The 21,534-nt window shown below is 62.0% G+C and carries 19 protein-coding genes; 12 read left to right on the forward strand and 7 right to left on the reverse strand.

Translation table 11 applies throughout. From position 1 onward, the window contains the following. Positions 1 to 9: 9 nt before the first annotated feature. Positions 10 to 246, forward strand: a complete 237-nt coding sequence (locus HX817_RS21105) for a DUF1127 domain-containing protein (RefSeq protein WP_023659297.1) — start codon at positions 10 to 12, stop codon at positions 244 to 246. A gap of 1 nt (position 247) precedes the next feature. On the opposite strand, the gene HX817_RS21110 is transcribed toward HX817_RS21105, so the two are convergent. Next, positions 248 to 1,540 carry an FAD-binding oxidoreductase gene (locus HX817_RS21110; protein WP_177028058.1) on the reverse strand — a complete coding sequence of 431 codons (1,293 nt, stop codon included), beginning with the start codon at positions 1,538 to 1,540 and terminating at the stop codon, positions 248 to 250. A 115-nt stretch (positions 1,541 to 1,655) separates the two neighbouring features. On the opposite strand from HX817_RS21110, the gene HX817_RS21115 reads away from it, so the two are divergent. Beyond that, complete coding sequence (locus tag HX817_RS21115) at positions 1,656 to 2,009, forward strand: YkgJ family cysteine cluster protein (protein ID WP_008439419.1); 354 nt, start codon at positions 1,656 to 1,658, stop codon at positions 2,007 to 2,009. Positions 2,010 to 2,055: 46 nt separating this feature from the next. On the opposite strand, the gene HX817_RS21120 is transcribed toward HX817_RS21115, so the two are convergent. Then, the gene (locus HX817_RS21120; RefSeq protein ID WP_003206849.1) at positions 2,056 to 2,544 is read right to left on the reverse strand and encodes an Lrp/AsnC ligand binding domain-containing protein; all 489 of its coding nucleotides are present in this window, start codon (positions 2,542 to 2,544) and stop codon (positions 2,056 to 2,058) included. Between the two features lie 156 nt (positions 2,545 to 2,700). Here HX817_RS21120 and dadA point away from each other — a divergent pair, with 156 nt between their 5' ends. The 6 genes from dadA to HX817_RS21150 all read left to right on the forward strand — a co-directional run bounded on the left by dadA (position 2,701) and on the right by HX817_RS21150 (position 8,806). Next, complete coding sequence (dadA, locus tag HX817_RS21125; protein WP_177041073.1) at positions 2,701 to 4,002, forward strand: D-amino acid dehydrogenase; 1,302 nt, start codon at positions 2,701 to 2,703, stop codon at positions 4,000 to 4,002. Continuing rightward, positions 3,974 to 4,327, forward strand: coding sequence for a RidA family protein (locus HX817_RS21130; protein WP_003208752.1), 354 nt, complete (start codon positions 3,974 to 3,976; stop codon positions 4,325 to 4,327). Before dadA ends, HX817_RS21130 begins: the two co-directional genes overlap by 29 nt. Before the next feature lie 80 nt (positions 4,328 to 4,407). Next, complete coding sequence (gene alr, locus HX817_RS21135) at positions 4,408 to 5,484, forward strand: alanine racemase (RefSeq protein ID WP_003208753.1); 1,077 nt, start codon at positions 4,408 to 4,410, stop codon at positions 5,482 to 5,484. 116 nt (positions 5,485 to 5,600) lie between these two features. Further along, positions 5,601 to 6,149 carry a cupin domain-containing protein gene (locus tag HX817_RS21140; protein WP_003208755.1) on the forward strand — a complete coding sequence of 183 codons (549 nt, stop codon included), beginning with the start codon at positions 5,601 to 5,603 and terminating at the stop codon, positions 6,147 to 6,149. A gap of 182 nt (positions 6,150 to 6,331) precedes the next feature. Further along, on the forward strand, positions 6,332 to 6,748 hold the full coding sequence (locus HX817_RS21145) for a cytochrome c5 family protein (RefSeq protein ID WP_008439417.1): 417 nt from the start codon (positions 6,332 to 6,334) through the stop codon (positions 6,746 to 6,748). 135 nt (positions 6,749 to 6,883) lie between these two features. Continuing rightward, positions 6,884 to 8,806, forward strand: coding sequence for an acetyl-CoA hydrolase/transferase family protein (locus HX817_RS21150; RefSeq protein WP_177041075.1), 1,923 nt, complete (start codon positions 6,884 to 6,886; stop codon positions 8,804 to 8,806). Positions 8,807 to 8,936: 130 nt separating this feature from the next. On the opposite strand, the gene HX817_RS21155 is transcribed toward HX817_RS21150, so the two are convergent. After that, positions 8,937 to 9,509, reverse strand: a complete 573-nt coding sequence (locus HX817_RS21155; protein ID WP_008439415.1) for a xanthine phosphoribosyltransferase — start codon at positions 9,507 to 9,509, stop codon at positions 8,937 to 8,939. A 57-nt stretch (positions 9,510 to 9,566) separates the two neighbouring features. After that, on the reverse strand, positions 9,567 to 11,576 hold the full coding sequence (gene rep / locus HX817_RS21160) for a DNA helicase Rep (RefSeq protein ID WP_008439414.1): 2,010 nt from the start codon (positions 11,574 to 11,576) through the stop codon (positions 9,567 to 9,569). A 267-nt stretch (positions 11,577 to 11,843) separates the two neighbouring features. On the opposite strand from rep, the gene HX817_RS21165 reads away from it, so the two are divergent. After that, complete coding sequence (locus tag HX817_RS21165; protein WP_177041077.1) at positions 11,844 to 13,514, forward strand: bifunctional diguanylate cyclase/phosphodiesterase; 1,671 nt, start codon at positions 11,844 to 11,846, stop codon at positions 13,512 to 13,514. A 128-nt stretch (positions 13,515 to 13,642) separates the two neighbouring features. On the opposite strand, the gene HX817_RS21170 is transcribed toward HX817_RS21165, so the two are convergent. After that, on the reverse strand, positions 13,643 to 15,046 hold the full coding sequence (locus tag HX817_RS21170) for a NorM family multidrug efflux MATE transporter (protein ID WP_008439410.1): 1,404 nt from the start codon (positions 15,044 to 15,046) through the stop codon (positions 13,643 to 13,645). 152 nt (positions 15,047 to 15,198) lie between these two features. Here HX817_RS21170 and HX817_RS21175 point away from each other — a divergent pair, with 152 nt between their 5' ends. Next, on the forward strand, positions 15,199 to 16,119 hold the full coding sequence (locus HX817_RS21175) for a LysR substrate-binding domain-containing protein (RefSeq protein WP_003208769.1): 921 nt from the start codon (positions 15,199 to 15,201) through the stop codon (positions 16,117 to 16,119). Positions 16,120 to 16,297: 178 nt separating this feature from the next. Next, a complete protein-coding gene (locus tag HX817_RS21180; protein ID WP_177041079.1) occupies positions 16,298 to 18,274 on the forward strand; it encodes a methyl-accepting chemotaxis protein in 1,977 nt (658 codons plus the stop codon). 117 nt (positions 18,275 to 18,391) lie between these two features. On the opposite strand, the gene HX817_RS21185 is transcribed toward HX817_RS21180, so the two are convergent. Next, the gene (locus HX817_RS21185; protein ID WP_177041080.1) at positions 18,392 to 19,315 is read right to left on the reverse strand and encodes an ABC transporter six-transmembrane domain-containing protein; all 924 of its coding nucleotides are present in this window, start codon (positions 19,313 to 19,315) and stop codon (positions 18,392 to 18,394) included. Between the two features lie 114 nt (positions 19,316 to 19,429). On the opposite strand from HX817_RS21185, the gene HX817_RS21190 reads away from it, so the two are divergent. Next, a complete protein-coding gene (locus HX817_RS21190; RefSeq protein WP_177028054.1) occupies positions 19,430 to 20,014 on the forward strand; it encodes a TetR/AcrR family transcriptional regulator in 585 nt (194 codons plus the stop codon). On the opposite strand, the gene HX817_RS21195 is transcribed toward HX817_RS21190, so the two are convergent. Continuing rightward, positions 20,001 to 21,497, reverse strand: coding sequence for a YifB family Mg chelatase-like AAA ATPase (locus HX817_RS21195; RefSeq protein ID WP_177041082.1), 1,497 nt, complete (start codon positions 21,495 to 21,497; stop codon positions 20,001 to 20,003). The genes HX817_RS21190 and HX817_RS21195 overlap by 14 nt on opposite strands. Positions 21,498 to 21,534: the final 37 nt, after the last annotated feature.

Below are 21,534 nucleotides of genomic sequence, written 5' to 3' on the forward strand. Positions count from 1 at the left end.
GGCAGGAAAATGAGCGGTATGAGCGATGTGCGGTTGGCGTTACACAGTCAGGAACTGGAAGCCGGGCAGGAGCGGCGCATGGCGGCGCGTACCAAGGCCCCCACACTCAGTTCATGGGCGTTGTTCTGGCACCGCATGCATACGCGCAAAACCTTGCTGGAGCTGACCCCCGAGCAACTGCGAGACGTGGGCCTGAGTGCCGAGCAGGCGCGCCGGGAAGGCTTGAAGCCCTTCTGGCGCGGCTGATTCAGACCAGTTCTTTCAATCGGTGCCAGAGCATTCCCAGCGCCAGCAGCGGCGAGCGCAAATGCTTGCCGCCCGGGAAAGTGATGTGCGGCACCTTGGCAAACAGATCAAAGCGCCCGCTTTGCTGGCCGCTGATGGCTTCGCCCAACAGTTTGCCTGCCAGGTGGGTGGCGTTGAGGCCATGGCCGGCATAGGCCTGGGCGAAATACACATTGGGCTGGTCGGCCAGTCGGCCAATCTGCGGCAGGCGGTTGGCGCCAATGCCGATCATCCCGCCCCACTGGTAGTCGATTTTCACGTTGGCCAGTTGTGGGAACACCTGCAGCATTTTCGGACGCATATAGGCACCGATGTCCTTCGGATCCCGTCCGGAGTAATGGCAGGCACCGCCGAACAGCAAGCGTCGGTCGGCGGATAGCCGGAAGTAATCCACCGTCACCCGCTGGTCACACACCGCCATGTTTTGCGGCAGCAACTCGGCTGCCTGGGCTTCGCTCAAGGGCTCGGTGGCGATGATGTAGCTGCCGGCGGGCAGCACCTTGCCGCTCAGATGCGGGTTGAGGCCGTTCAAATAAGCATTGCAGCCCAGCACCAGGGTCTTGGCGCGCACATTGCCCTGGGCGGTGTGTACGTTGACCTCCGGGCCGTAATCGATCCGCACCGCCTCGGAATGCTCGAACAACTGGACGCCCAACTGCTGTGCAGCGGCTGCCTCGCCGAGAGCCAGGTTCAGCGGGTGCAGGTGGCCGGAGCCCATGTCGATCATGCCGCCAACATAGCGGTTGGAACCGATCACGCTGCGCATTTCACCCGCTTGCAGCAGGCGCACTTCGTGGCGATAACCGAGGCTTCGCAGCTCTTCGGCGTCGGCGGCCAGGTGTTCCAGGTCGCGGGGTTTGTTGGCCAGGTCGCAGTAGCCCCAAGTCAGGTCGCAGGCGATCTGCGAACGCTCGACCCGCTGGCGCACGATTTCCACGGCTTCCAGGCCCATCAGTTTCATCTGGCGCACGCCCTCGGTGCCGATGACGTTGGTGAACTGATCCAGGCCATGACCGACGCCACGAATCAGTTGCCCGCCATTGCGCCCGCTGGCGCCCCAGGCAATCTTGCGGGCTTCCAGCAGGACCACGCTGAAACCCCGTTCGGCCAGTTCTAGGGCGGTGTTGAGCCCCGAAAAGCCGCCGCCGACCACGCACACATCGGCCACGATTTCACCTGTCAGCACCGGATAATCAGGCTGCGGGAAACTGCTGGCGGCGTAGTAGGAATTGGCGTGCCGGGCGCTGGCGGTCATGGGGAGCATCCCTGTTTGGAAAATTTGACGCAGGATACAGCGGTCGGGCGAAGCTGTCTCACCGGGGGCTTTTAGGGCAGAATCCACGCCTATTCGCCGTTCGGTCCCTGTGTCGATGAGTTGCAACAGTCAGAAAGTCAACGCGCTGCGCCGGCAGATTCCCTCGTTCGAGTGTGTCCCGGGTTGCCACGACTGCTGTGGGCCGGTGACCACGTCCACCGAGGAAATGTCGCGCCTGCCGCGCAAGACCGCTGCCGAGCAGGAAGCGGCGATGGACGAACTCAACTGCGTGCACCTTGGCCCCAATGGCTGCACCGTGTACGACGAGCGCCCGCTGATTTGCCGCTTGTTCGGCACCACGCCGACCTTGCCATGCCCCAACGACCGCCGCCCGGTGGAGTTGATCCACCCACGGGTGGAAAAGCAGATTCATGCGTACATGGCGTCGACGCGTCAGGTATTGGTCTAGCGGATGTCCCCGATCAACTAGTGTGGGAGCGGGCTGTGGTGCTGTCTTAATCCGGGATCGGCAGGTTCAGGCTCTCTTTCACCTCTTCCATCACGATATAGCTCTTGGACTCCCGTACGTGGGGCAGCTTGAGCAGGATATCGCCGAGCAATTTGCGGTACGACGCCATCTCCGAGATGCGCGCCTTCACCAGATAGTCGAAATCCCCCGACACCAGGTGGCACTCCAGCACGTGGGGCAGTTTCAGCACGGCGCGTCGGAATTCTTCAAAGGTGTCGCCGGACTTGTAATCGAGGCTGATCTCGACAAACACCAGCAGGCTGCCCTTCAGATGCTGCGGGTTGAGCCGGGCGTTGTAGCCCATGATGATCCCTTCGCGCTCCAGGCGCCGGACCCGCTCGGTGCACGGCGTGGTCGACAGCCCGACCTTTTCCCCCAGTTCAGTAAACGAAATTCGCCCGTCGGCCTGCAGGATGCGCAGGATGTTGCGGTCGATCTTGTCCAGCTCCCGCTTGGTCTGAGTGTTGGTCCGCATAGGGGATGCTCCTCCGTGAAAAGGGTTTTTGCCGAGAATTGTCGCCAAATATAGGCAGTTATATAGTGAAATGCACTGGTGATTGCTTTTTATACTGCCCACATCTTTGTGCTGAACAACAAACGTCAGCGGTCAAGCCGTGATGAGGGAATAAAAATGCGCGTTCTGGTCTTGGGTAGCGGTGTCATTGGCGTGGCCAGTGCCTACTATTTGGCACGAGCTGGTTTTGAAGTGGTCGTGGTCGACCGTCAGCCGGCTGTGGCCATGGAGACCAGTTTCGCCAACGCCGGGCAGATCTCGCCAGGCTACGCCTCGCCATGGGCTGCGCCGGGTGTGCCGCTCAAGGCCATCAAATGGCTGTTGGAGCGCCATGCGCCCCTGGCGATCAAGGCCAGCGCCGATATCGACCAGTACTTGTGGATGGCGCAGATGCTGCGCAACTGCACCGCCAGCCGTTATGCGGTGAACAAGGAGCGCATGGTGCGCCTGTCCGAATACAGCCGCGATTGCATCGACGAGCTGCGTGCCGAGACCGGCATCGCCTACGAAGGGCGCACCTTGGGGACTACCCAACTGTTCCGTACCCAGGCTCAGCTGGACGGTGCTGCCAAGGACATCGCGGTATTGAAAGAGTCCGGTGTGCCTTACGAGCTGCTGGACCGCGCCGGCATTGCCCGGGTTGAACCAGCCCTGGCCAGCGTCACCGATATCCTCGCCGGTGCCCTGCGCCTGCCGAACGACCAAACCGGCGACTGTCAGATGTTTACCACCCGTCTTGCCGAAATGTGCAAGCAACTGGGTGTCGAATTCCGCTTCGAGCAAGATATCCAGCGCCTGGACTACGCCGGTGACCGGATCAACGGCGTGTGGATCGACGGCAAGCTGGAAACTGCCGACCGCTACGTGCTGGCCCTCGGCAGCTACTCGCCGAAATTGCTCAAGCCGCTGGGAATCAAGGCGCCGGTGTACCCGCTCAAGGGTTACTCGATGACCGTGCCGATCACCAACCCGGCGATGGCCCCTACCTCGACCATTCTCGATGAGACCTACAAGGTCGCGATCACCCGTTTCGACAACCGCATCCGCGTCGGTGGCATGGCCGAGATAGCCGGTTTTGACCTGTCGCTGAACCCGCGTCGGCGGGAAACCCTGGAGATGATCGTCAACGACCTTTATCCTCAGGGCGGTGATTTGAGCCAGGCCAGTTTCTGGACCGGCCTGCGCCCGACCACCCCGGATGGCACGCCGATCGTGGGTGCAACCCCGTTCAAAAACCTGTTTCTGAACACCGGCCACGGCACCCTCGGTTGGACCATGGCTTGTGGCTCGGGTCGTTTGCTGGCCGACCTGATGGCGAAGAAAACTCCGCAAATCAGTGCCGAAGGCCTCGATATTTCCCGTTATGGCAACCACCAGGAGTCTGCAAAACATGTCAATCCAGCGCCAGCTCACCAATGAGCGCATGAGCCAGATCGTTGTTCACAGCGGTACCGTGTATCTGGCAGGGCAGGTCGGCGACGACATGAGTGCCGGGATTGAACAGCAGACCCGCGAAACCCTCGTCAATATCGAGCGTTTGCTTGACCTGGCCGGTACCGACAAGACCAAGCTGCTGTCGGTGACCATCTACCTGAAAGACATTGACGCCGATTTCGCCGGGATGAACGCGGTATGGGACAAGTGGCTGCCAAAAGGCGTCGCGCCGGCCCGTGCCACGGTTGAAGCGAAACTCTGCGAACCGGAAATCCTGGTGGAGCTGTCGGTTGTGGCCGCTCTGCCGTAAGCAAAAAATCCTCTCCCGGTGCCTGCGTTGTCAGCGGGTACCGGTTTTTTCTTCCCACCGCCGCCTAGAAGCCTGCCGCCATGCGTCCTGCCCGTGCCCTGATCGACCTCCAAGCCCTGCGCCATAACTACCAACTGGCCCGTGAAGTCACGGGTGGGGCCAAGGCCCTCGCCGTGATCAAGGCGGATGCCTACGGCCACGGTGCCGTGCGTGTTGCCCAGGCGCTGGAAGCCGAGGCGGACGGGTTTGCCGTAGCCTGCATCGAGGAAGCGCTGGAGCTGCGGGCCGCCGGGATTCGCGGGCCGGTGCTGTTGCTCGAAGGTTTTTTCGAAGCCGACGAGCTGCCGCTGATCATCGAGCATGATTTCTGGTGCGTGGTGCATTCGCTGTGGCAGCTGGACGCGATTGAACAGGCGCAACTCAGCAAGCCGCTGACCGTCTGGCTCAAGCTTGATTCGGGCATGCACCGCGTTGGCTTGCACCCCAAGGATTATCACGACGCTTACCAGCGCCTGCTGGCCAGCGGCAAAGTCGCGAAGATCGTGCTGATGAGCCACTTCGCCCGCGCCGATGAGCTGGACAGCACCAGCAGCGAAGAGCAAGTAGCGGTGTTTGAAGCGGCGCGCCAGGGCTTGTCGGCCCAGGTCAGCCTGCGCAACTCGCCGTCGGTGCTGGGCTGGCCGAACGTTTCCAGTGACTGGGTACGCCCGGGCATCATGCTCTACGGCGCCACGCCGTTTGGCGAAGGCCAGGCCATCGCCGCGCGTTTGCAGCCGGTGATGACCCTCGAATCGAAAGTCATCTGCGTACGTGAACTGCCGGCCGGCGAACCTGTGGGCTACGGCGCCAGGTTCATTACCCCGAAACCGATGCGCATCGGGGTAGTTGCCATGGGCTACGCCGACGGCTACCCGCGCCACGCACCCACCGGCACCCCGGTGCTGGTGGCCGGCCAGCGCAGCCAGTTGCTGGGCCGTGTGTCGATGGACATGCTGTGTGTCGACCTGACCGACGTGCCCCAGGCCGGGCTCGGTTCCACCGTCGAATTGTGGGGCAAAAACATCCTCGCCAGTGACGTTGCCACCGCCGCCGACACCATTCCGTACCAGATCTTCTGCAACCTGCGCCGAGTGCCACGGCTCTATTCCGGCGCTTGAGCGGCACCCACGAATGGCAGATCCCGGGATTTAGGCCAAAGTGTTGTAAATACTGAACGCTGTCGCCATGATAACGCTCAATTACAACAACGCCTGAATCCTAGGAGGCTCCTGCATTGGACGTCGGCGAACGACTGCAATCCATCCGTAAACTGAAAGGTCTTTCCCAGCGTGAGCTAGCCAAGCGCGCGGGCGTCACCAACAGCACCATTTCGATGATCGAAAAAAACAGTGTCAGCCCCTCCATCAGCTCCTTGCGCAAGGTGCTGGGCGGCATTCCCATGTCGATGGTGGAGTTCTTTTCCGAGGAGATCCTCCAGGAAAAACCGACCCAGATCGTCTATAAAGCCAATGAGCTGATCGATATCTCCGACGGCGCCGTCACCATGAAACTGGTGGGCCGCGCGCATCCGAGCCGGGCGATTGCGTTCCTCAACGAGATCTACCCGCCAGGTGCTGATACCGGCGAAGAGATGCTCACCCACGAGGGCGAGGAAACCGGGATCCTGGTGGAAGGTCGCCTGGAGCTGGTGGTCGGCCTTGAAACTTTTGTGCTCGAAGCCGGCGATAGCTACTACTTTGAAAGCACCAAGCCGCACCGTTTTCGCAATCCGTTCGAAGTGCCGGCGCGACTAATCAGCGCAGCCACACCCGCGAACTTTTAAGAAAAGAGGCGTCCTGCCTATGTCGCAGAGACGCCCGTAGCAGCATTCTGTCTTGCTGAATCTCCCCTTGGTTAATAGGGTTGTTTCGGCGGGGCGGGCTAACCGTTATACTTTCGCCGCCTGCGAAACCGTGGCCGCAGGCGTGAATAGCCACCATTGAGGGTGAACGCGTGAACCTAATTATGAAAATGCTGGCTGCACCAGCAACCGTACTGGCCCTATGGGCTGTCAGCGCTCAAGCTGCGACCAATGATGATATCGCCAAGCGCCTGGAGCCTGTAGGCCAGGTGTGCGTCCAGGGGCAAGAGTGCAAGGGGATGGAAGTGGCAGTGGCTGCGGGCGGCGGCGGCGGTGCGAAATCGCCGGATGACGTAATCGCCAAGCACTGCAACGCTTGCCACGGTACCGGCCTGTTGGGCGCACCGAAAATCGGTGACACCGCCGCCTGGAAAGACCGCGCGGACCATCAGGGTGGCCTCGATGGCCTGCTGGCCAAGGCCATTACCGGCTTGAACGCCATGCCGCCAAAAGGCACCTGCGCCGATTGCTCGGATGCCGAGCTTAAAGGCGCGATCGAGAAGATGTCGGGGCTGAAATAAACCGATCTTCGCCAAAAAAGCCGCTGACCAGCGGCTTTTTTGTGCCCGCGATTTGCCTTTTTAGGCTGTTCTTTGCAGCAAAGACCCGGCAAGCTCGGTCCAACCCCAATTCATGGAATGTTCGGGAGAAGTCGGATGGTGCAGTTGTGTTCAATCGAGCAAGCAGTCGACGACGTACTGGCACGGCTGCCGGCGCATATTCACATGGGCATGCCCCTGGGCCTGGGCAAACCCAACCTGTTCGTCAACGCGCTGTACCGGCGTATCGCCAAGTTGCCGGACCGGGCGCTGACCATCTACACAGCCCTGGCCCTGGGTCGCCCTACCTTGGGCGATGGTTTGCAGAAGCGCTTTCTCGAGCCCTTTATCGAACGGGTCTTCGGTGACTATCCCGAGCTGGACTTCCTCGCCGCACTGCGCAAGGACAGCCTGCCGTCGAACATTCGCGTGCAGCAGTTCTTCATGCAGCCCGGCAGTTTGCTTCACAGCCTTTCGGCGCAGCAGGATTACGTCAGCAGCAACTACAGCCACGCTGCCCGTGATATCAATGCCGCCGGCCTGAACCTCGTCGCGCAATTGGTGGCCAGCAGCGCTGAACATCCGGATCGCCTGAGCCTGAGCTGCAACCCCGACATCACCCTCGACCTGTTGCCGATGATCGCCAAGCGCCGCGAGGCCGGTGAAACCATCCTGGTGGTGGGCCAGGTTCACAGTGATTTGCCCTACATGCCCGGCGACGCCGAGCTGGGCATGGATGAGTTCGACTTCCTGATCGACGAGAAAGACAGCACCACGCTGTTCTCCACCCCGAACATGCCGGTGGGTTTCCAGGATCACTTTATCGGTTTGCACGCCAGCACCCTGGTGCGCGACGGCGGTACCTTGCAGATCGGCATCGGCTCCATGGGCGATGCACTGACTGCGGCCTTGCTGGCGCGCCAGGCCGATAACGAGGCGTATCGCCTGTTGCTTACCGACCTGGATGTGTACCAATGGGCACCGCTGATCAGCCACGAAGGCGGCGTCGCGCCGTTTGCCCGTGGCCTGTACGGTTGCAGCGAAATGTTCGTCAACGGCCTGCTGGTGCTGGCCGATGCCGGGATTGTGCGGCGCAAGGTATACCCGGACGTCGCGACCCAGGAGCGGGCCAACGCCGGCACCCTGGACGAAGCGGCACAGACCGACGGCATCTCTGTGCATGGCGGCTTCTTCCTCGGGCCTCGTAGCTTTTACGAGCGTTTGCGGGACTTGCCACAGAGCAAGCGCCTGGAATTCAACATGACCCGCATCAGCTACATCAACGAGCTGCACGGCCAGGAAGAACTCAAGCGTTTGCAGCGCCTGGATGCGCGCTTCATCAACAGCGCGTTTACCGTGACCCTGTTGGGCGCGGGCGTGGCCGACCAGTTGGAAGACGGCCGCGTGCTCAGCGGTGTTGGCGGGCAATACAACTTTGTCGCCCAGGGCCATGCGCTGGAAGGCGCGCGCTCGATCCTGATCCTGCGCAGCTGGCGCGAATCGGGCGGCGAGGTCAGTTCCAATATCGTCTGGGAATACGGCCACTGCACGATTCCCCGGCACCTGCGAGACATCGTCATCACCGAATACGGCATCGCGGATTTACGCGGGCAGACTGATGCCAGGGTGATCGAGGCGCTGCTGAATATCACCGACTCACGGTTCCAGGAAGACTTGATCGAGCAGGCGCAAAAGGCCGGGAAGTTGCCGAAGGATTTCCAGCTGGATCCGCGGTTTGCCGACAACACGCCGGAGCGTCTGCAGGGGATTCAGGCGCGGCATCCACGGCTGTTCCCGGAGTATCCGCTGGGCAGTGACTTCACGGATGAAGAGCGGGATTTGTTGCGGGCGTTGAACTGGCTCAAGAGCAAATTCAAGCTGACGGAGATTCTGGAGCTGGGCAAGGCGGCGCTGGATGCACCGGAGCCGGAAGCGTTTCCCGAGCATTTGGTACGGATGCGACTGGATAAGCCGGAGGGGTTGAAGGAGGACCTGTACCAGCGCCTGTTGCTAGCGGGCCTACAAGCTACCGCGCACTAGAAAACACAGGAGATCAAATGTGGGAGCGGGCTTGCTCGCGAAAGCGGTGGATCAGTCGACCTATCCGGTGACTGACACACCGCTTTCGCGAGCAAGCCCGCTCCCACATGTTTAACCGTGCCCGCACCGATTACTCGATAAAGGTCACAACCCCACCCGCCAACGACTGCACCCGCGCCAGCGACTCAACCCGGTAACCCTGGGCATCCAGCTCCGCACGGCCACCCTGGAACGACTTCTCGATCACAATCCCCAAACCTGCAACGGTCGCGCCGGCCTGTTTGATGATCGAGATCAGCGCCTGGGACGCCTTACCGTTGGCCAGGAAGTCATCGATGATCAGCACGCGGTCGCTGCTGGTCAGGTGGCGCGGGGAGATCGCCACGGTGCTTTCGGTTTTCTTGGTGAAGGAATACACCGTCGCCGACAGCAGGTTTTCGGTCAGGGTCAGGGACTGTTGCTTGCGGGCGAAAATCACCGGCACGCCGAGGTTCAGGCCGGTCATGATCGCCGGTGCAATGCCCGAGGCTTCGATGGTGACGATCTTGGTAATGCCCGAATCCTTGAACAACGCAGCAAACTCGTCACCGATCAGTTTCATCAGCGCCGGGTCGATCTGGTGGTTCAGAAAGGCGTCGACCTTGAGTACCTGATCGGAAAGCACGATGCCTTCTTCGCGAATTTTCTTGTGCAGTGCTTCCACGAAAGCTTCCTCTGTTGGCGCAACACGCGCCGAAAGTAGATTAAAAAGTAGTCGATTCTAGCGCTTTAACATCGCGCGTATATCCGCCAGTGCGGTGTTGCCGCGAACGGCTTTGACTTCGGTCGGTGTGTCGTCGTTGCCTTCCCAGGCCAGGTCGTCCGGCGGCAGTTCGTCGAGGAACCGGCTGGGGGCACAATCGATGATCTCGCCGTACTGCTTGCGCTTGGCGGCAAAGGTGAAGGCCAATGTCTGACGCGCGCGGGTAATGCCCACGTAGGCCAGGCGCCGTTCTTCCTCGATGGTGTCGGCTTCGATGCTGGAGCGGTGCGGGAGGATTTCCTCTTCCATGCCCATGATGAACACGTAGGGGAATTCCAGGCCCTTGGACGCATGCAAGGTCATCATCTGCACGCCTTCGGCGCCGTCTTCCTCTTCCTGCTGGCGTTCAAGCATGTCCCGCAGCACCAGCTTGCCGATGGCGTCCTCGACGGTCATCTCGCCTTCTTCGTCCTTCTCCAGGGTATTTTTCAACGCCTCGATCAGGAACCACACGTTGCCCATGCGGTAATCGGCAGCCTTGTCGCTGGAGCTGTTGGTGCGCAGCCAGTTCTCGTAGTCGATGTCCATGACCATGCTGCGCAGGGCGCTGATCGGGTCTTCGCCAGCGCACTGCTCGCGCACCTTGTCCATGAAGCGCTTGAAGCGCGCCAGGCGGTCGGTGAAACGAGTGTCGAGGTGCTCGCCCAGGCCGATTTCGTCGGTGGCGGCGTACATCGAGATCTTGCGTTCGGTGGCGTAGTTGCCGAGCTTTTCCAGGGTAGTCGAACCGATTTCCCGGCGTGGGACGTTGATCACCCGCAGGAAGGCGTTGTCGTCGTCCGGGTTCACGATCAGCCGGAAGTAGGCCATCAGGTCTTTCACTTCCTGGCGTCCGAAAAAGCTGTTGCCGCCCGACAGGCGATAAGGAATCTGGTGGTGCTGCAGCTTCAGCTCGATCAGCTTGGCCTGGTAGTTGCCGCGGTACAGGATCGCGAAATCGCTGTAGGGCCGGTCGGTACGCAGGTGCAGCGTGAGCAGTTCGACGGCCACGCGCTCGGCTTCGGCGTCTTCGTTGCGGCAGCGGATCACGCGGATCTCGTCGCCGTGGCCCATCTCGCTCCACAGTTGCTTTTCAAACTCGTGGGGGTTGTTGGAGATCAGCACGTTGGCGCAACGCAGGATGCGGCTGGTGGAGCGGTAGTTCTGCTCCAGCATCACCACTTTCAGGGACGGGTAGTCGTCCTTGAGCAGCATCAGGTTTTCCGGGCGGGCGCCGCGCCAGGCGTAGATCGACTGGTCGTCATCGCCCACCACGGTGAACTGGTTGCGCTTGCCGATCAGCAGCTTCACCAGCAGGTATTGGCTGGCGTTGGTGTCCTGGTATTCGTCCACCAGCAGGTAGCGGACTTTGTTCTGCCACTTTTCGAGGATGTCGGCATGTTCCTGGAACAGCTTCACCGGCAGCAGGATCAGGTCGTCGAAGTCCACTGCGTTGAACGCCTTGAGCGTGCGCTGGTAGTGGGTGTAGACAATGGCGGCAGTCTGCTCCTTGGGGTTGCGCGCAGCTTCCAGGGCTTCGGCGGGCAGGATCAGGTCGTTTTTCCACGAGCCGATCATGTTCTTGATCTCGTCGACGCCGTCGTCGCCCGCGTATTCCTTTTGCATGATGTCGGTCATCAGCGCCTTGACGTCAGTCTCGTCAAAGATCGAGAAGCCCGGCTTGTAGCCCAGCCGCACATGCTCCTTGCGGATGATGTTCAGCCCCAGGTTGTGGAAGGTACACACCGTGAGGCCACGGCCTTCGCCACCCTTGAGCAGGGTGCCGACGCGCTCTTTCATTTCCCGCGCCGCCTTGTTGGTAAAGGTCATGGCGACGATGTACTGGGCGCGGATGCCGCAGCTCTGGATCAGGTGCGCGATCTTGCGGGTGATCACGCTGGTCTTGCCGGAACCGGCACCGGCGAGCACCAATAGAGGGCCGCCGACGTAGTTCACGGCTTCTTGCTGCCGGGGATTGAGTCGGGACATACGAAATTCAGGAGGTCATTGATCAAAAGGGCGGGCATTTTAACAGGCTGGCAAGATTCTGCTGCCTCTGAACGACAGTGTGACGTACCACTCGATCTAAATTTGCCGGTTTTGTTACTTTGCCGCAGGATGTGCAGGGTATTTAGGACTATTGTTCGGTCTAGAGCTGCACAGTGCGCATTTGATAACCCATATCATTGGTCATTATCGGGGCGCACGTCATAATGCCCGCCGCCAACGAAATTTTGCAGAGTCTAGGGAGCTAGCTTGTCTACGCCTGTCGAACCCTTGCGTTTGCTGCTACTGGCCGATGAGCCAGCGTGGGCAGCGTTATTGCGCGAGTGCCTGGCGCCGATGGGCGACGGAGCTGTGCTGATCAGCGCGCCAAACTGGGAGTCTGTGAGCAACCTGTTCGACGACGATCACAGCGCGGTGCTGTTGACCACGGCCAACCTTCAGCCCGGCCCCGGTCGCTGCAGCTTGCCAACGGTATTGCTGTTGGAAGAGGAACCCCTGGTTTCGCCCCTCGGCGTCAGCGACTGGCTGATCCTGAATGCATTGGATGTCGATACATTGCGCCGTTGCCTGCGGCATGTGCGCGAGCGCGGTGTGCTGGAAAACACCCTGCAACGCCTGGCCGAACAGGACCCGCTGACCGGTATCGCCAACCGCCAGGGCTTCCAGACCCTGCTGACCGCCCGCCTGGCGGAAAACGAAGGCCGTGGCGTTGCCCTCGGCCACCTCGACCTGGACAACTTCCGTCACGCCAACGACGCCCTCGGCCACCAGGCCGGCGACCGCCTGATCCTGCAAGTGGTCTCGCGGCTCAAGAGCCAGCTGGAGGCCGGCGATCAACTGGCGCGCCTGGGCAGCGACGAATTTGCCCTGCTGATCGACACCCGCCGTGCGCCCCAGCGCGCCGAATGGATGGCCGAGCGCATCGTCGAAGCCATGGCCGAACCCTATTGGGTCGATGGCGAAAGCCTGCTGATCGGTTGCAGCCTCGGCGTGGCCCATGCCCGCGCCAAGGCTGGCGCCGACCCGTTGATGTGGCACGCTCACATCGCCATGCAGCAAGCCAAAAGCACCCAGGGCTGCACCTTTCATATCTTCAACGAACGCATCAACCGCAATGCCCGCAGCCTCGCCGACCTTGAGAGCGAACTGCGCCGGGCGTTGCGCCGTGACGAACTGGAACTGCATTACCAGCCCCGCCTGGACCTCGACGATGGGCATATCGTCGGCCTGGAAGCACTGGTGCGCTGGCGCCACGGTGAGCGCGGCCTGTTGCCGCCGAGCGAGTTCGTGCCGCTGGCCGAGCAGAGCGGCTTGATCGTGCCGCTGGGCTACTGGGTGATTTCCCGGGCCCTGCGCGACATGCAGGACCTGCGCGAACGCGGGATTGCGCCGTTGCACATGGCGGTCAACCTGTCGTTCCGCCAGTTTCAGGACAGCCAACTGCTCAGCACCCTCAGCCGGCTGATTGCCGAGCGCGGCGTGGAAGCCCAGTGGCTGGAATTTGAGCTGACGGAAACCGCCGTGATGCGCCGCAGCGACCTGGTCAAGCAGACCATGGATGCGCTGGGCCGCCTGGGTGTGCGCTTTTCCCTGGATGACTTTGGCACCGGCTTTTCGTCGTTCGTGCACCTCAACAGCCTGCCGATTGCCTTGCTGAAGATCGACAAGAGCTTTGTCGGCGGCATGGAAGAGCGCGAAGAGAATCGCAAGCTGGTGCACGCCATGATCAACCTGGCTCATAACCTGAACCTGGAAGTGGTCGCCGAGGGCGTGGAAACCGCCGAGCAACTGGGGTTGCTGCGGTTGTTCGGCTGCGATCAGGCCCAGGGTTACCTGATCAGCAAGCCGTTGCCGTTGGCGGAACTGGTGGACTATCTGACGTTTGGTGACAGCCAGGAACTGGTGGGCGGCGTGATCTGATGTTGTGAACCCGATCAAAAATGTGGGAGCGGGCTTGCTCGCGAATGCGGTATTTCAGCCAACCAATTCATGGCTGACCCACCGCATTCGCGAGCAAGCCCGCTCCCACATTTGACCGAGTACAGCCGTTACTCCGGCTGCGCGGCTTGAAATCCTTGGTGGGTTTCAGGCTCCTGGCGAATCATCCGCTTCATCTTCCGTTCAAACGCCCAGGTCAGGCTGACTGCCGCGCACGCCAGGCCCAGGGCCAGGCCCCACCAAACGCCCGTCGGCCCCCAGCCGAGATTGAACGCCATCAACCATGCGGCCGGTGCGCCGATCAGCCAGTAGCAGCCCAGTCCGACCAGGAAGGTGGTCTTGGCATCCTTGAGCCCGCGAATACAGCCCATGGCGATGGTCTGCACGCCGTCGAACAGCTCAAACCATGCGGCCACCGCCAGCAGGCTGACGGCGAGGTTGATCACGTCGCGAAACGCCGGGTCATGCTGGTCGAGGAACAGGCTGATCAGTTGGTGCGAGAACAACCACAGCACCGCTGCAAAGCCCAGCATCACCACTGCGCCAAAGCCTATGCCAACTCGCCCGGCCAGCCGCGCTTCCAGCAACTGCCCGGCACCATAATGCTGGCCGATACGCATGGTGATCGCGTACGACATGCCCGCCGGCACCATGAACGCCACCGACACGATCTGCAGGGCGATCTGGTGCGCAGCCAGCTGCGTGCTGCCCATAGTGCCCATGCACAGCGCGGCGAACGCAAAGAGCCCGACTTCCACCGCATAGGTGCCACCAATCGGCAGGCCCAGGCGCCACAGTTCCCGCAGGTAGTGCAGGTTGGGCCGCAGCAAACCCTTGCGCAGCGGATACGCGTCGTAGGCACGGTTGTATTTGATGTACCAGATCAGCGCCAGGGCCATGCAGTTGGCAACGATGGCGGTGACCAGGCCAATGCCCACCAGCCCGAGTTTCGGCAGGCCGAACATGCCTTCGATCAACGCGTGGTTGAGCAGGTAGTTGATCACCGTGCCGCCCAGGCTGATCACCATCACCGGCGTGGCCTTGCCGATAGCACTGGTGAAGCCGCGCAGGGCCATGAACGTCAGGTAGCCGGGCAGGGCGAACGGCAGGATGGTCAGGAACTGGCCGGCGGACGCGACGTTGGTTTCGGTCTGGCCGAACATCAGCAGCACTGGCTTGAGGTTCCACAGCAGCAAACCAGCCACCAGCGCCATCAACCAGGCCAGCCACAGCCCGGCCTGGGTCAGGCGGGTGGCGCCTTCGATGTCGCCGGCGCCCTGGCGGATCGCGACCAGCGTGCCCACGGCAGCGATCACGCCGATGCAGAAAATCGACACGAACGAATAGCTCGCCGCACCCAGGCCTCCGCCGGCCAGGGCCTCGGGGCTCAGGCGGGCCATCATCAGGGTGTCGGTCAGCACCATCAGCATGTGGGCCAACTGTGAGGCAATCAGCGGCCCTGACAGCCGCAGAATGGCCCAGAGTTCGGTACGTGCCGGATGCTGCATGATCATCACGCTCAAAAAGTCAGGGAAGGGTGGAAGGGTTGATTCTCGGCGCTCACAGCGCATTGCACAAAGGGATAAATCCGATGGTTCGCATGATTAAAACTCATGCCTGAATGATTCTGGTAGGGTTTCGATATTGCGCCGTCGGAGTTTTCGCCATGTCTCGTCGTCTTCCTCCTCTTTACGCCTTGCGCGCGTTTGAAGCTGCGTCCCGCTACAACTCGTTCACCCGGGCGGCGGAAGAGTTGTCGATCACCCAAAGTGCGGTGAGCCGGCACATTCGTACCCTGGAAGAGCATTTCGCCTGCCGCCTGTTCCAGCGCAGCGGCCGCACCTTGCAACTCACAGAGGCGGCGCGCCTGTTGCTGCCGGGCGTGCGTGAAGGCTTTGCGGCCCTGGAGCGCGCCTGCCATACCTTGAATGCCGAGGACGACATCCTGCGCATGAAGGCGCCGTCCACCCTGACCATGCGCTGGCTGCTGGCGCGGCTCAGTCGCTTCCGGCACCTGCAGCCGGGCAATGAAGTGCAACTGACCAGCGCCTGGATGAGCGTCGATGAGGTGGATTTCAACCAGGAACCATTCGATTGCGCGGTGTTGCTGAGCAACGGGCATTTCCCGCCGGACTGGGAAGCCAGCTACCTGTTTCCGGAGTTGCTGATTCCGGTGGGCGCGCCGAACCTGTTGAGCGACGGACCCTGGGACGTTGCGCGCCTGGCCTCTGCCGAACTGCTGCACCCGACGCCGGACCGGCGTGACTGGCGCAACTGGCTGGAGCGCATGGGGCTGTCATCCCAGGTTTCGCTCAAGGGCGGGCAGGTGTTCGACACCTTGGAGTTGGGCATGATCGCCGCCGCCCGAGGGTACGGCGTGTCCATGGGCGACTTGCTTATGGTGGCCGAAGACGTGGCCCAGGGCCGCCTGAGCCTGCCATGGCCCACCGCTGTGGCCAGTGGGGAAAATTACTATCTGGTGTGGCCGAAGACCCGGCCGGGTGGCGAGCGTTTGCGACGGCTGGGTGACTTTCTCCAGGGCGAAGTGCAGGCCATGGAATTGCCCCAGGTCGAGCGCCTCGACTGAGTGGATTGCGCACCGGCCAGCAATCGTTTGCGCGATACCCCTGTGATTCGCTCAAGTATTGAGCCTGCCCGCCGAAGTAGGGTTGTTGGAACTACCGTTCTGCAACGTTTCCCCTATTAGAATTTTGCCGAGCAGCGCTATGAGATCAGGATGATCCTGGCCTCGGCCAGGAGCCTTCATGTCTCAACCTCGCGCCCGGATTGCCTCTCAACTGGGGCTTGCCCTCGCCGTGATACTGGCTGTCGTCATCAGCGGCAGCACGGTATTCGCGTTGCGTTCGCTGGACTCCGCCAACCTCGACACCCGCGAGGAGCACCTGGCCAGCGAGGCCCGCTTGCTGGCCGACCAGCTCAATACCTTCCACAGCACCTTGCGCGAAAGTACCCAGCGTTTGAGCGGGCTGTTTGAAAAGCGCTTCAGCGCCGGCTTGAGTACGCGCCCTGAGCAACCGGTGACGGTGGCGGGCGTGCAGACGCCGGGCCTGTACCTGGGCGAGGAAGTGCTCAACAACAACTTCGCTGAAGTCGATGAGTTCAAGCAGATGTCCGGCGGCGTGGCGACCTTGTTCGTACGCAGCGGCGAGGACTTTATCCGCGTCAGCACCTCCCTGACCAAGCAGGATGGCAGCCGCGCCATCGGTACGGCGCTGGATCACCAGCATCCGGCCTACCAACGCTTGCTGGGCGGGCAGGGCTACGTTGGCCGTGCGGTATTGTTCGATCGCTCCTACATGACCCAGTACAGCCCGGTGCGGGACGCCAGCGGCAAAGTGATTGCGGTGCTGTTTGTCGGCTTCGACTACACCGATGCGCAGAACGCCCAGTTCGACAACCTCAAGCGTTTCCGCATCGGCCAGACCGGTTCCCTGGCGCTGCTTGACGAACAGAAGCACTGGCTGGTACCGCCCGCTGGCGTGCAGGCGCTGGAACAGTCGATTCCGGTGATGCTCGACCTGGCCGCCAAACCTGGAAAAGGCCGTTTCTGGAGCGACAAGAACGAAGACTTCTACAGCGTTGCCGTGCCGTTTGAAGGCGGCCCGTGGTCGGTGGTGGCGAGCATGCCGAAAGCCGAAATTCGCGCGGTGACCTGGTCGGTGGGGATTCGCCTGGCGATCGGCAGCTTGCTCGCGATGCTGCTGGCGGTGGGCGCGGCGGTCTGGTTGCTGCGCAGCAAGTTGCAGCCATTGGGCGACCTGGTGCGTCAGGCCGAAGCCCTGGGCGCCGGTGATTTGAGCGCACGGCTGAACGTTTCCAGCCATGATGAAATCGGCCAACTAGCCCGCAGTTTCAACCAGATGGGCGAAGCGCTGTCGACCATGGTGTCGCATATCCGCAAGGCGGCTGAAGACGTGAACAGCCGCGCCCAGGCGTTGTCGGGTTTGTCCGGCGGTGCGTACGAAGGCATGGAGCAACAGTCCGGCGAGATCACCAGCATGGCCGGCGCGGTGGAAGAGTTCAGCGCCACCTCGCTGAATATTGCCGACAACATGGGCAACACCGAGCGCCTGGCCCAGGACAACGCCCAGCAAACCAGGATCGGCCGCACCTCGATGCAGGAAGCGTCGTCGTCCCTGGAACACATCGCCACCGCGCTGAACAGCACGGCCACGGTGATCAACACCCTGGGCCAGCGCTCCCAGGAAATCGGCGGGATCGTCGGAGTGATCACCGCGATTGCCGAACAGACCAACCTGCTGGCGCTCAACGCAGCCATCGAAGCGGCGCGGGCCGGTGAGCAGGGGCGCGGGTTTGCGGTGGTGGCCGATGAAGTGCGCAACCTCGCATCGCGCACTCGTCAGGCCACGGATGAGATTTCCGGGATGATCCAGAGTATCCAGCAGGAAACCGGCAACGCCATCAGCACCATGGAACAAGGCAACGTGCTGATGCAGGAAGGCCTGGCTCGCAACGCTGACGTCGCCTCTGCGCTGGCGCGGATCGACGAGCAAAGCCGCTCGGCGGGCCAGCAGTTTGCGGCCATTACCACGGCGACCCAGGAGCAGAGCAGCACGGCGACCCTGCTGAGCAGCAACTTGCAGAGCATCGCCCTGGCCAACAGCGAGCAGCGTGAAGTGGTGTCCAACCTTGCGATCACCGCCAAGGAACTGGAGACCCTGGCGGCGGGCTTGCGGCATGAGGTTGACCGGTTTCGTTGATTGACTGTTCGGGCCTCATCGCGGGTAAGCCCGCTCCCACAGTTGACCGTGTTGTTCTGGAGTACGCGGTCCACTGTGGGAGCCGGGCTTGCCCGCGATGACGGCCTACCCGACGCGTCAAACGTCGGATCGGTCGCCCAGCCCCGGGTCCACACGCTTGCCAATGTCCTTGAGTCGCGCCAGTTGGTCGACCATCCCTGGCGCTTCATCCAGGCTGCTGACAAAGGTCCACAGGTAAGTCATCACCGCATACACGTGGCCGGCCTTGACCGCCGGCGACAGCGCCAGCTGGCTGATGGCAACCACAAACAGCAGTGCCGCCAGCGTACCGATAAACAGGAACGCGGCAGCCTCGCGGTCCGACAGCCAGATCCGCAGGCGTGACAACACCTGGTAGTGGCGCCGCAAGGTCTGCGCGCCGACCTTTTCCACCAGGCCGATTTCCTTTTCCAGGCGGTCATTCAAGCGCTCATGCAGCTCCTGATTGCGCCGGGCGAAACGTGGCAACAAGGTTGTGCACAGCACCAGCGCTGTCAGGCACGCCAGGCCGATCCACGGCTCGATCACCAACAGCATCACTGCCGCACCGACGATGGAAACCAGCGCCGTCGCGATGATCGGCACGTGTTTTTCGAAGAAGTCGACAAAGTCCCGCGCCAGCACCACCCGCGCTGCCGCCCGGGAAGTGCTGTGGTTTTGCAGACGCTGGTTGAGAATCACCGGCACCGCAAGGTCCGCGTAGATACGGGTGAAGGTGCGCGTATCCAGCGCCCGTCGCGCCGCCCCGACCACCCAGAACGCCAGCACCACGGCGGCGTAGAACAGCGCGCTGCCGGCATCGCCGCGGATAATCGAGTCCACCGCGAACCCCGCAAACAGTGGGTAGGCCAGCAGCAATGCGTTCTCCAGGGCCACCAGCGACAAGGTGCAGAACAACTTGCCGGGATAGGCCTTGGCGATCGCCTTGAGGGTTTGGCTGGCGGATTGTTGCCCGATCTTTTTGCTTTCTTCGATCAGAATTTGCGGTGTTACGGATGACATGGGGTGCACCAAGGGGGAGATAAACGCTAGTATTGAGCGACTGCTCAATTATCCTTGAGCGACCGCTCAAAAAGCAAGCGCCGTCGATCTGCCGGTGCCTGAAGGAAAAGCCTCATGTCGCGTATCGACCGTAAAGACCAGATCATCGCCGCCGCCCTGGAGCTGTTTCGCAGCAAAGGGTTTGCCGATGTTTCCACCCGCGACCTGGCGGAGCATGCCGGGCTGTCCCGCAGCCACGTCTATCACTACTTCAGCGACTGGAAAGAGCTGCGCCGCGAAGCGTTCGTGCGGTTCGCCAACGAGCAACTGGACGAGGTGAGGGCGCCGCTGGTGGATCTGCCGCCATTGGAAGCCCTCGAAGGGTTCCTGCGTGACTGCCTGCCCTCCACGGCAGACGCCGGTTGGGCGCTATGGCTGGATGCCTGGGACGAAGCCATGCATGACGAGCCATTGGCCCAGGCTTACCTGGTGATCAACGCCCAATGGCAAGCCATGCTCGCCGAGATCATCGAGCACGGTGTGGCAGCCAAGGTGTTTCGCTGTGAGTCGCCCAAGCGCGCTGCGCGACAACTCTTTGCCGTAGCGATGGGCTATGCCGATGACTTGTTGCTCAAACCCTCCGTTGAATCCGCTGAAGCGGTGATGGATGAGGTGATGGAAGTGGCGGGGCTGCTCCTGGCGTTGCCTAGGACGCGCTAGCAGGGCGGTACTGCAAGGCCTCCGCCAGATGATGGCGGGCGATGGCTTCCACTTGTTCCAGGTCGGCCAGGGTGCGGGCGACCTTGAGCAGGCGATGGGCTGCCCGCAACGACAGCGTCAGCCGTTCGCAGGCGCTTTCCAGCCAGCCTTCATCAGCCTTTTTCAGTTTGCAGTGCTGGCGTAGCCCCGGCAGGTCGAGAAACGCATTGGCGCAGCCCTGGCGCCGTTGTTGGCGGTCCCGGGCATCGGCGACGAGGACGGAGGCGCTGGCGGTGTCATCACCGGACTGTATGCCCGGGTTCAGCGCGGTGCTTTCCCGGGCGACGGTCACGTGCAGGTCAATCCGGTCCAGCAGCGGCCCCGAGAGTTTGTTGCGATAGCGCTGAATCTGCTCCGGCGTGCAGCGACAGCGCCCACTGGGCTCGCCCACATAGCCGCAAGGGCAGGGGTTCATTGCCGCCACCAACTGAAAGCGCGCCGGGAAACGCACCCGGTCGCGAGCGCGGGAAATCACGATATGCCCGGACTCCAGCGGCTCACGTAGCACCTCCAGAACCTTGCGATCAAACTCCGGCAACTCGTCGAGAAACAACACACCGTGATGGGCCAGGGTTATTTCCCCCGGCTGCGGTTTCGAGCCGCCGCCCACCAGCGCCGGGCCGGATGCCGAATGATGCGGCTGGCGAAATGGCCGGTGTGGCCAATGGCTCAGCGGCGCCAGGCTGACCACCGATTGAATCGCCGCCACCTCCAGCGCTTCCTGTTCACTCAAGGGCGGCAACAACCCTGGTAGACGGCTGGCGAGCAAGGTCTTGCCGGTGCCCGGTGGCCCGCTGAGCAACAGGTTGTGGGCGCCCGCCGCAGCGATCAACAGCGCACGCTTGGCTGCCAGTTGGCCCTGCACTTCACTCAGGTCCGGGTAGGGTTTGTTCAAGTACATCAGGCCACTGGAAACGAAGGGCTCGATCGGCACGTGACCGTTCAGGTGCGCCACCACTTGCAGCAGGTGATCCACGGCAATCACCTTCAACCCCGAAGCCAGGCAGGCTTCCTCGGCATTGGCCCGCGGCACGATCAAGGTGCGCCCGACCTTGCGCGCCGCCAGGGCTGCGGGCAACACACCTTTCACCGGCCGTACCTCACCGGACAGCGCCAGCTCGCCCAGGCATTCCACGTTATCGAGGGTCAGCGCCGTTACCTGCACGCTGGCGGCGAGAATCCCCAGGGCAATCGCCAAATCAAAGCGCCCGCCGTCCTTGGGGAGGTCGGCGGGTGCGAGGTTGAGGGTGATGCGGCGGGACGGGTATTGCAGCGCAGAATTGAGAATGGCGCTGCGCACGCGGTCTTTGCTTTCCTTGACGGCGGTTTCCGGCAGGCCCACCAGCGTCAGCGACGGCAAGCCGTTGGCCATGTGCACCTCGACAGTGACGGCGGGCGCTTCGACGCCTATCTGGGCGCGGCTGTGGACGATGGCGAGGGACATGCTGGTTCCTTGAAATGAGTGGCCGCTTCCTGCGGTT

It is taken from the genome of Pseudomonas sp. C6002 (assembly GCF_013385805.1).
Classification (GTDB): domain Bacteria; phylum Pseudomonadota; class Gammaproteobacteria; order Pseudomonadales; family Pseudomonadaceae; genus Aquipseudomonas.

Excerpts from the sequence above, each read along its gene's own strand:
- HX817_RS21105 (WP_023659297.1), top strand. The coding sequence starts at position 10 with ATGAGCGGTATGAGCGATGTGCGGTTGGCGTTACACAGTCAGGAACTG.
- HX817_RS21110 (WP_177028058.1), bottom strand. The coding sequence starts at position 1,540 with ATGACCGCCAGCGCCCGGCACGCCAATTCCTACTACGCCGCCAGCAGT.
- HX817_RS21115 (WP_008439419.1), top strand. The coding sequence starts at position 1,656 with ATGAGTTGCAACAGTCAGAAAGTCAACGCGCTGCGCCGGCAGATTCCC.
- HX817_RS21120 (WP_003206849.1), bottom strand. The coding sequence starts at position 2,544 with ATGCGGACCAACACTCAGACCAAGCGGGAGCTGGACAAGATCGACCGC.
- dadA (WP_177041073.1), top strand. The coding sequence starts at position 2,701 with ATGCGCGTTCTGGTCTTGGGTAGCGGTGTCATTGGCGTGGCCAGTGCC.
- HX817_RS21130 (WP_003208752.1), top strand. The coding sequence starts at position 3,974 with ATGTCAATCCAGCGCCAGCTCACCAATGAGCGCATGAGCCAGATCGTT.
- alr (WP_003208753.1), top strand. The coding sequence starts at position 4,408 with ATGCGTCCTGCCCGTGCCCTGATCGACCTCCAAGCCCTGCGCCATAAC.
- HX817_RS21145 (WP_008439417.1), top strand. The coding sequence starts at position 6,332 with ATGAAAATGCTGGCTGCACCAGCAACCGTACTGGCCCTATGGGCTGTC.
- HX817_RS21150 (WP_177041075.1), top strand. The coding sequence starts at position 6,884 with ATGGTGCAGTTGTGTTCAATCGAGCAAGCAGTCGACGACGTACTGGCA.
- rep (WP_008439414.1), bottom strand. The coding sequence starts at position 11,576 with ATGTCCCGACTCAATCCCCGGCAGCAAGAAGCCGTGAACTACGTCGGC.
- HX817_RS21170 (WP_008439410.1), bottom strand. The coding sequence starts at position 15,046 with ATGATCATGCAGCATCCGGCACGTACCGAACTCTGGGCCATTCTGCGG.
- HX817_RS21175 (WP_003208769.1), top strand. The coding sequence starts at position 15,199 with ATGTCTCGTCGTCTTCCTCCTCTTTACGCCTTGCGCGCGTTTGAAGCT.
- HX817_RS21180 (WP_177041079.1), top strand. The coding sequence starts at position 16,298 with ATGTCTCAACCTCGCGCCCGGATTGCCTCTCAACTGGGGCTTGCCCTC.
- HX817_RS21185 (WP_177041080.1), bottom strand. The coding sequence starts at position 19,315 with ATGTCATCCGTAACACCGCAAATTCTGATCGAAGAAAGCAAAAAGATC.
- HX817_RS21190 (WP_177028054.1), top strand. The coding sequence starts at position 19,430 with ATGTCGCGTATCGACCGTAAAGACCAGATCATCGCCGCCGCCCTGGAG.
- HX817_RS21195 (WP_177041082.1), bottom strand. The coding sequence starts at position 21,497 with ATGTCCCTCGCCATCGTCCACAGCCGCGCCCAGATAGGCGTCGAAGCG.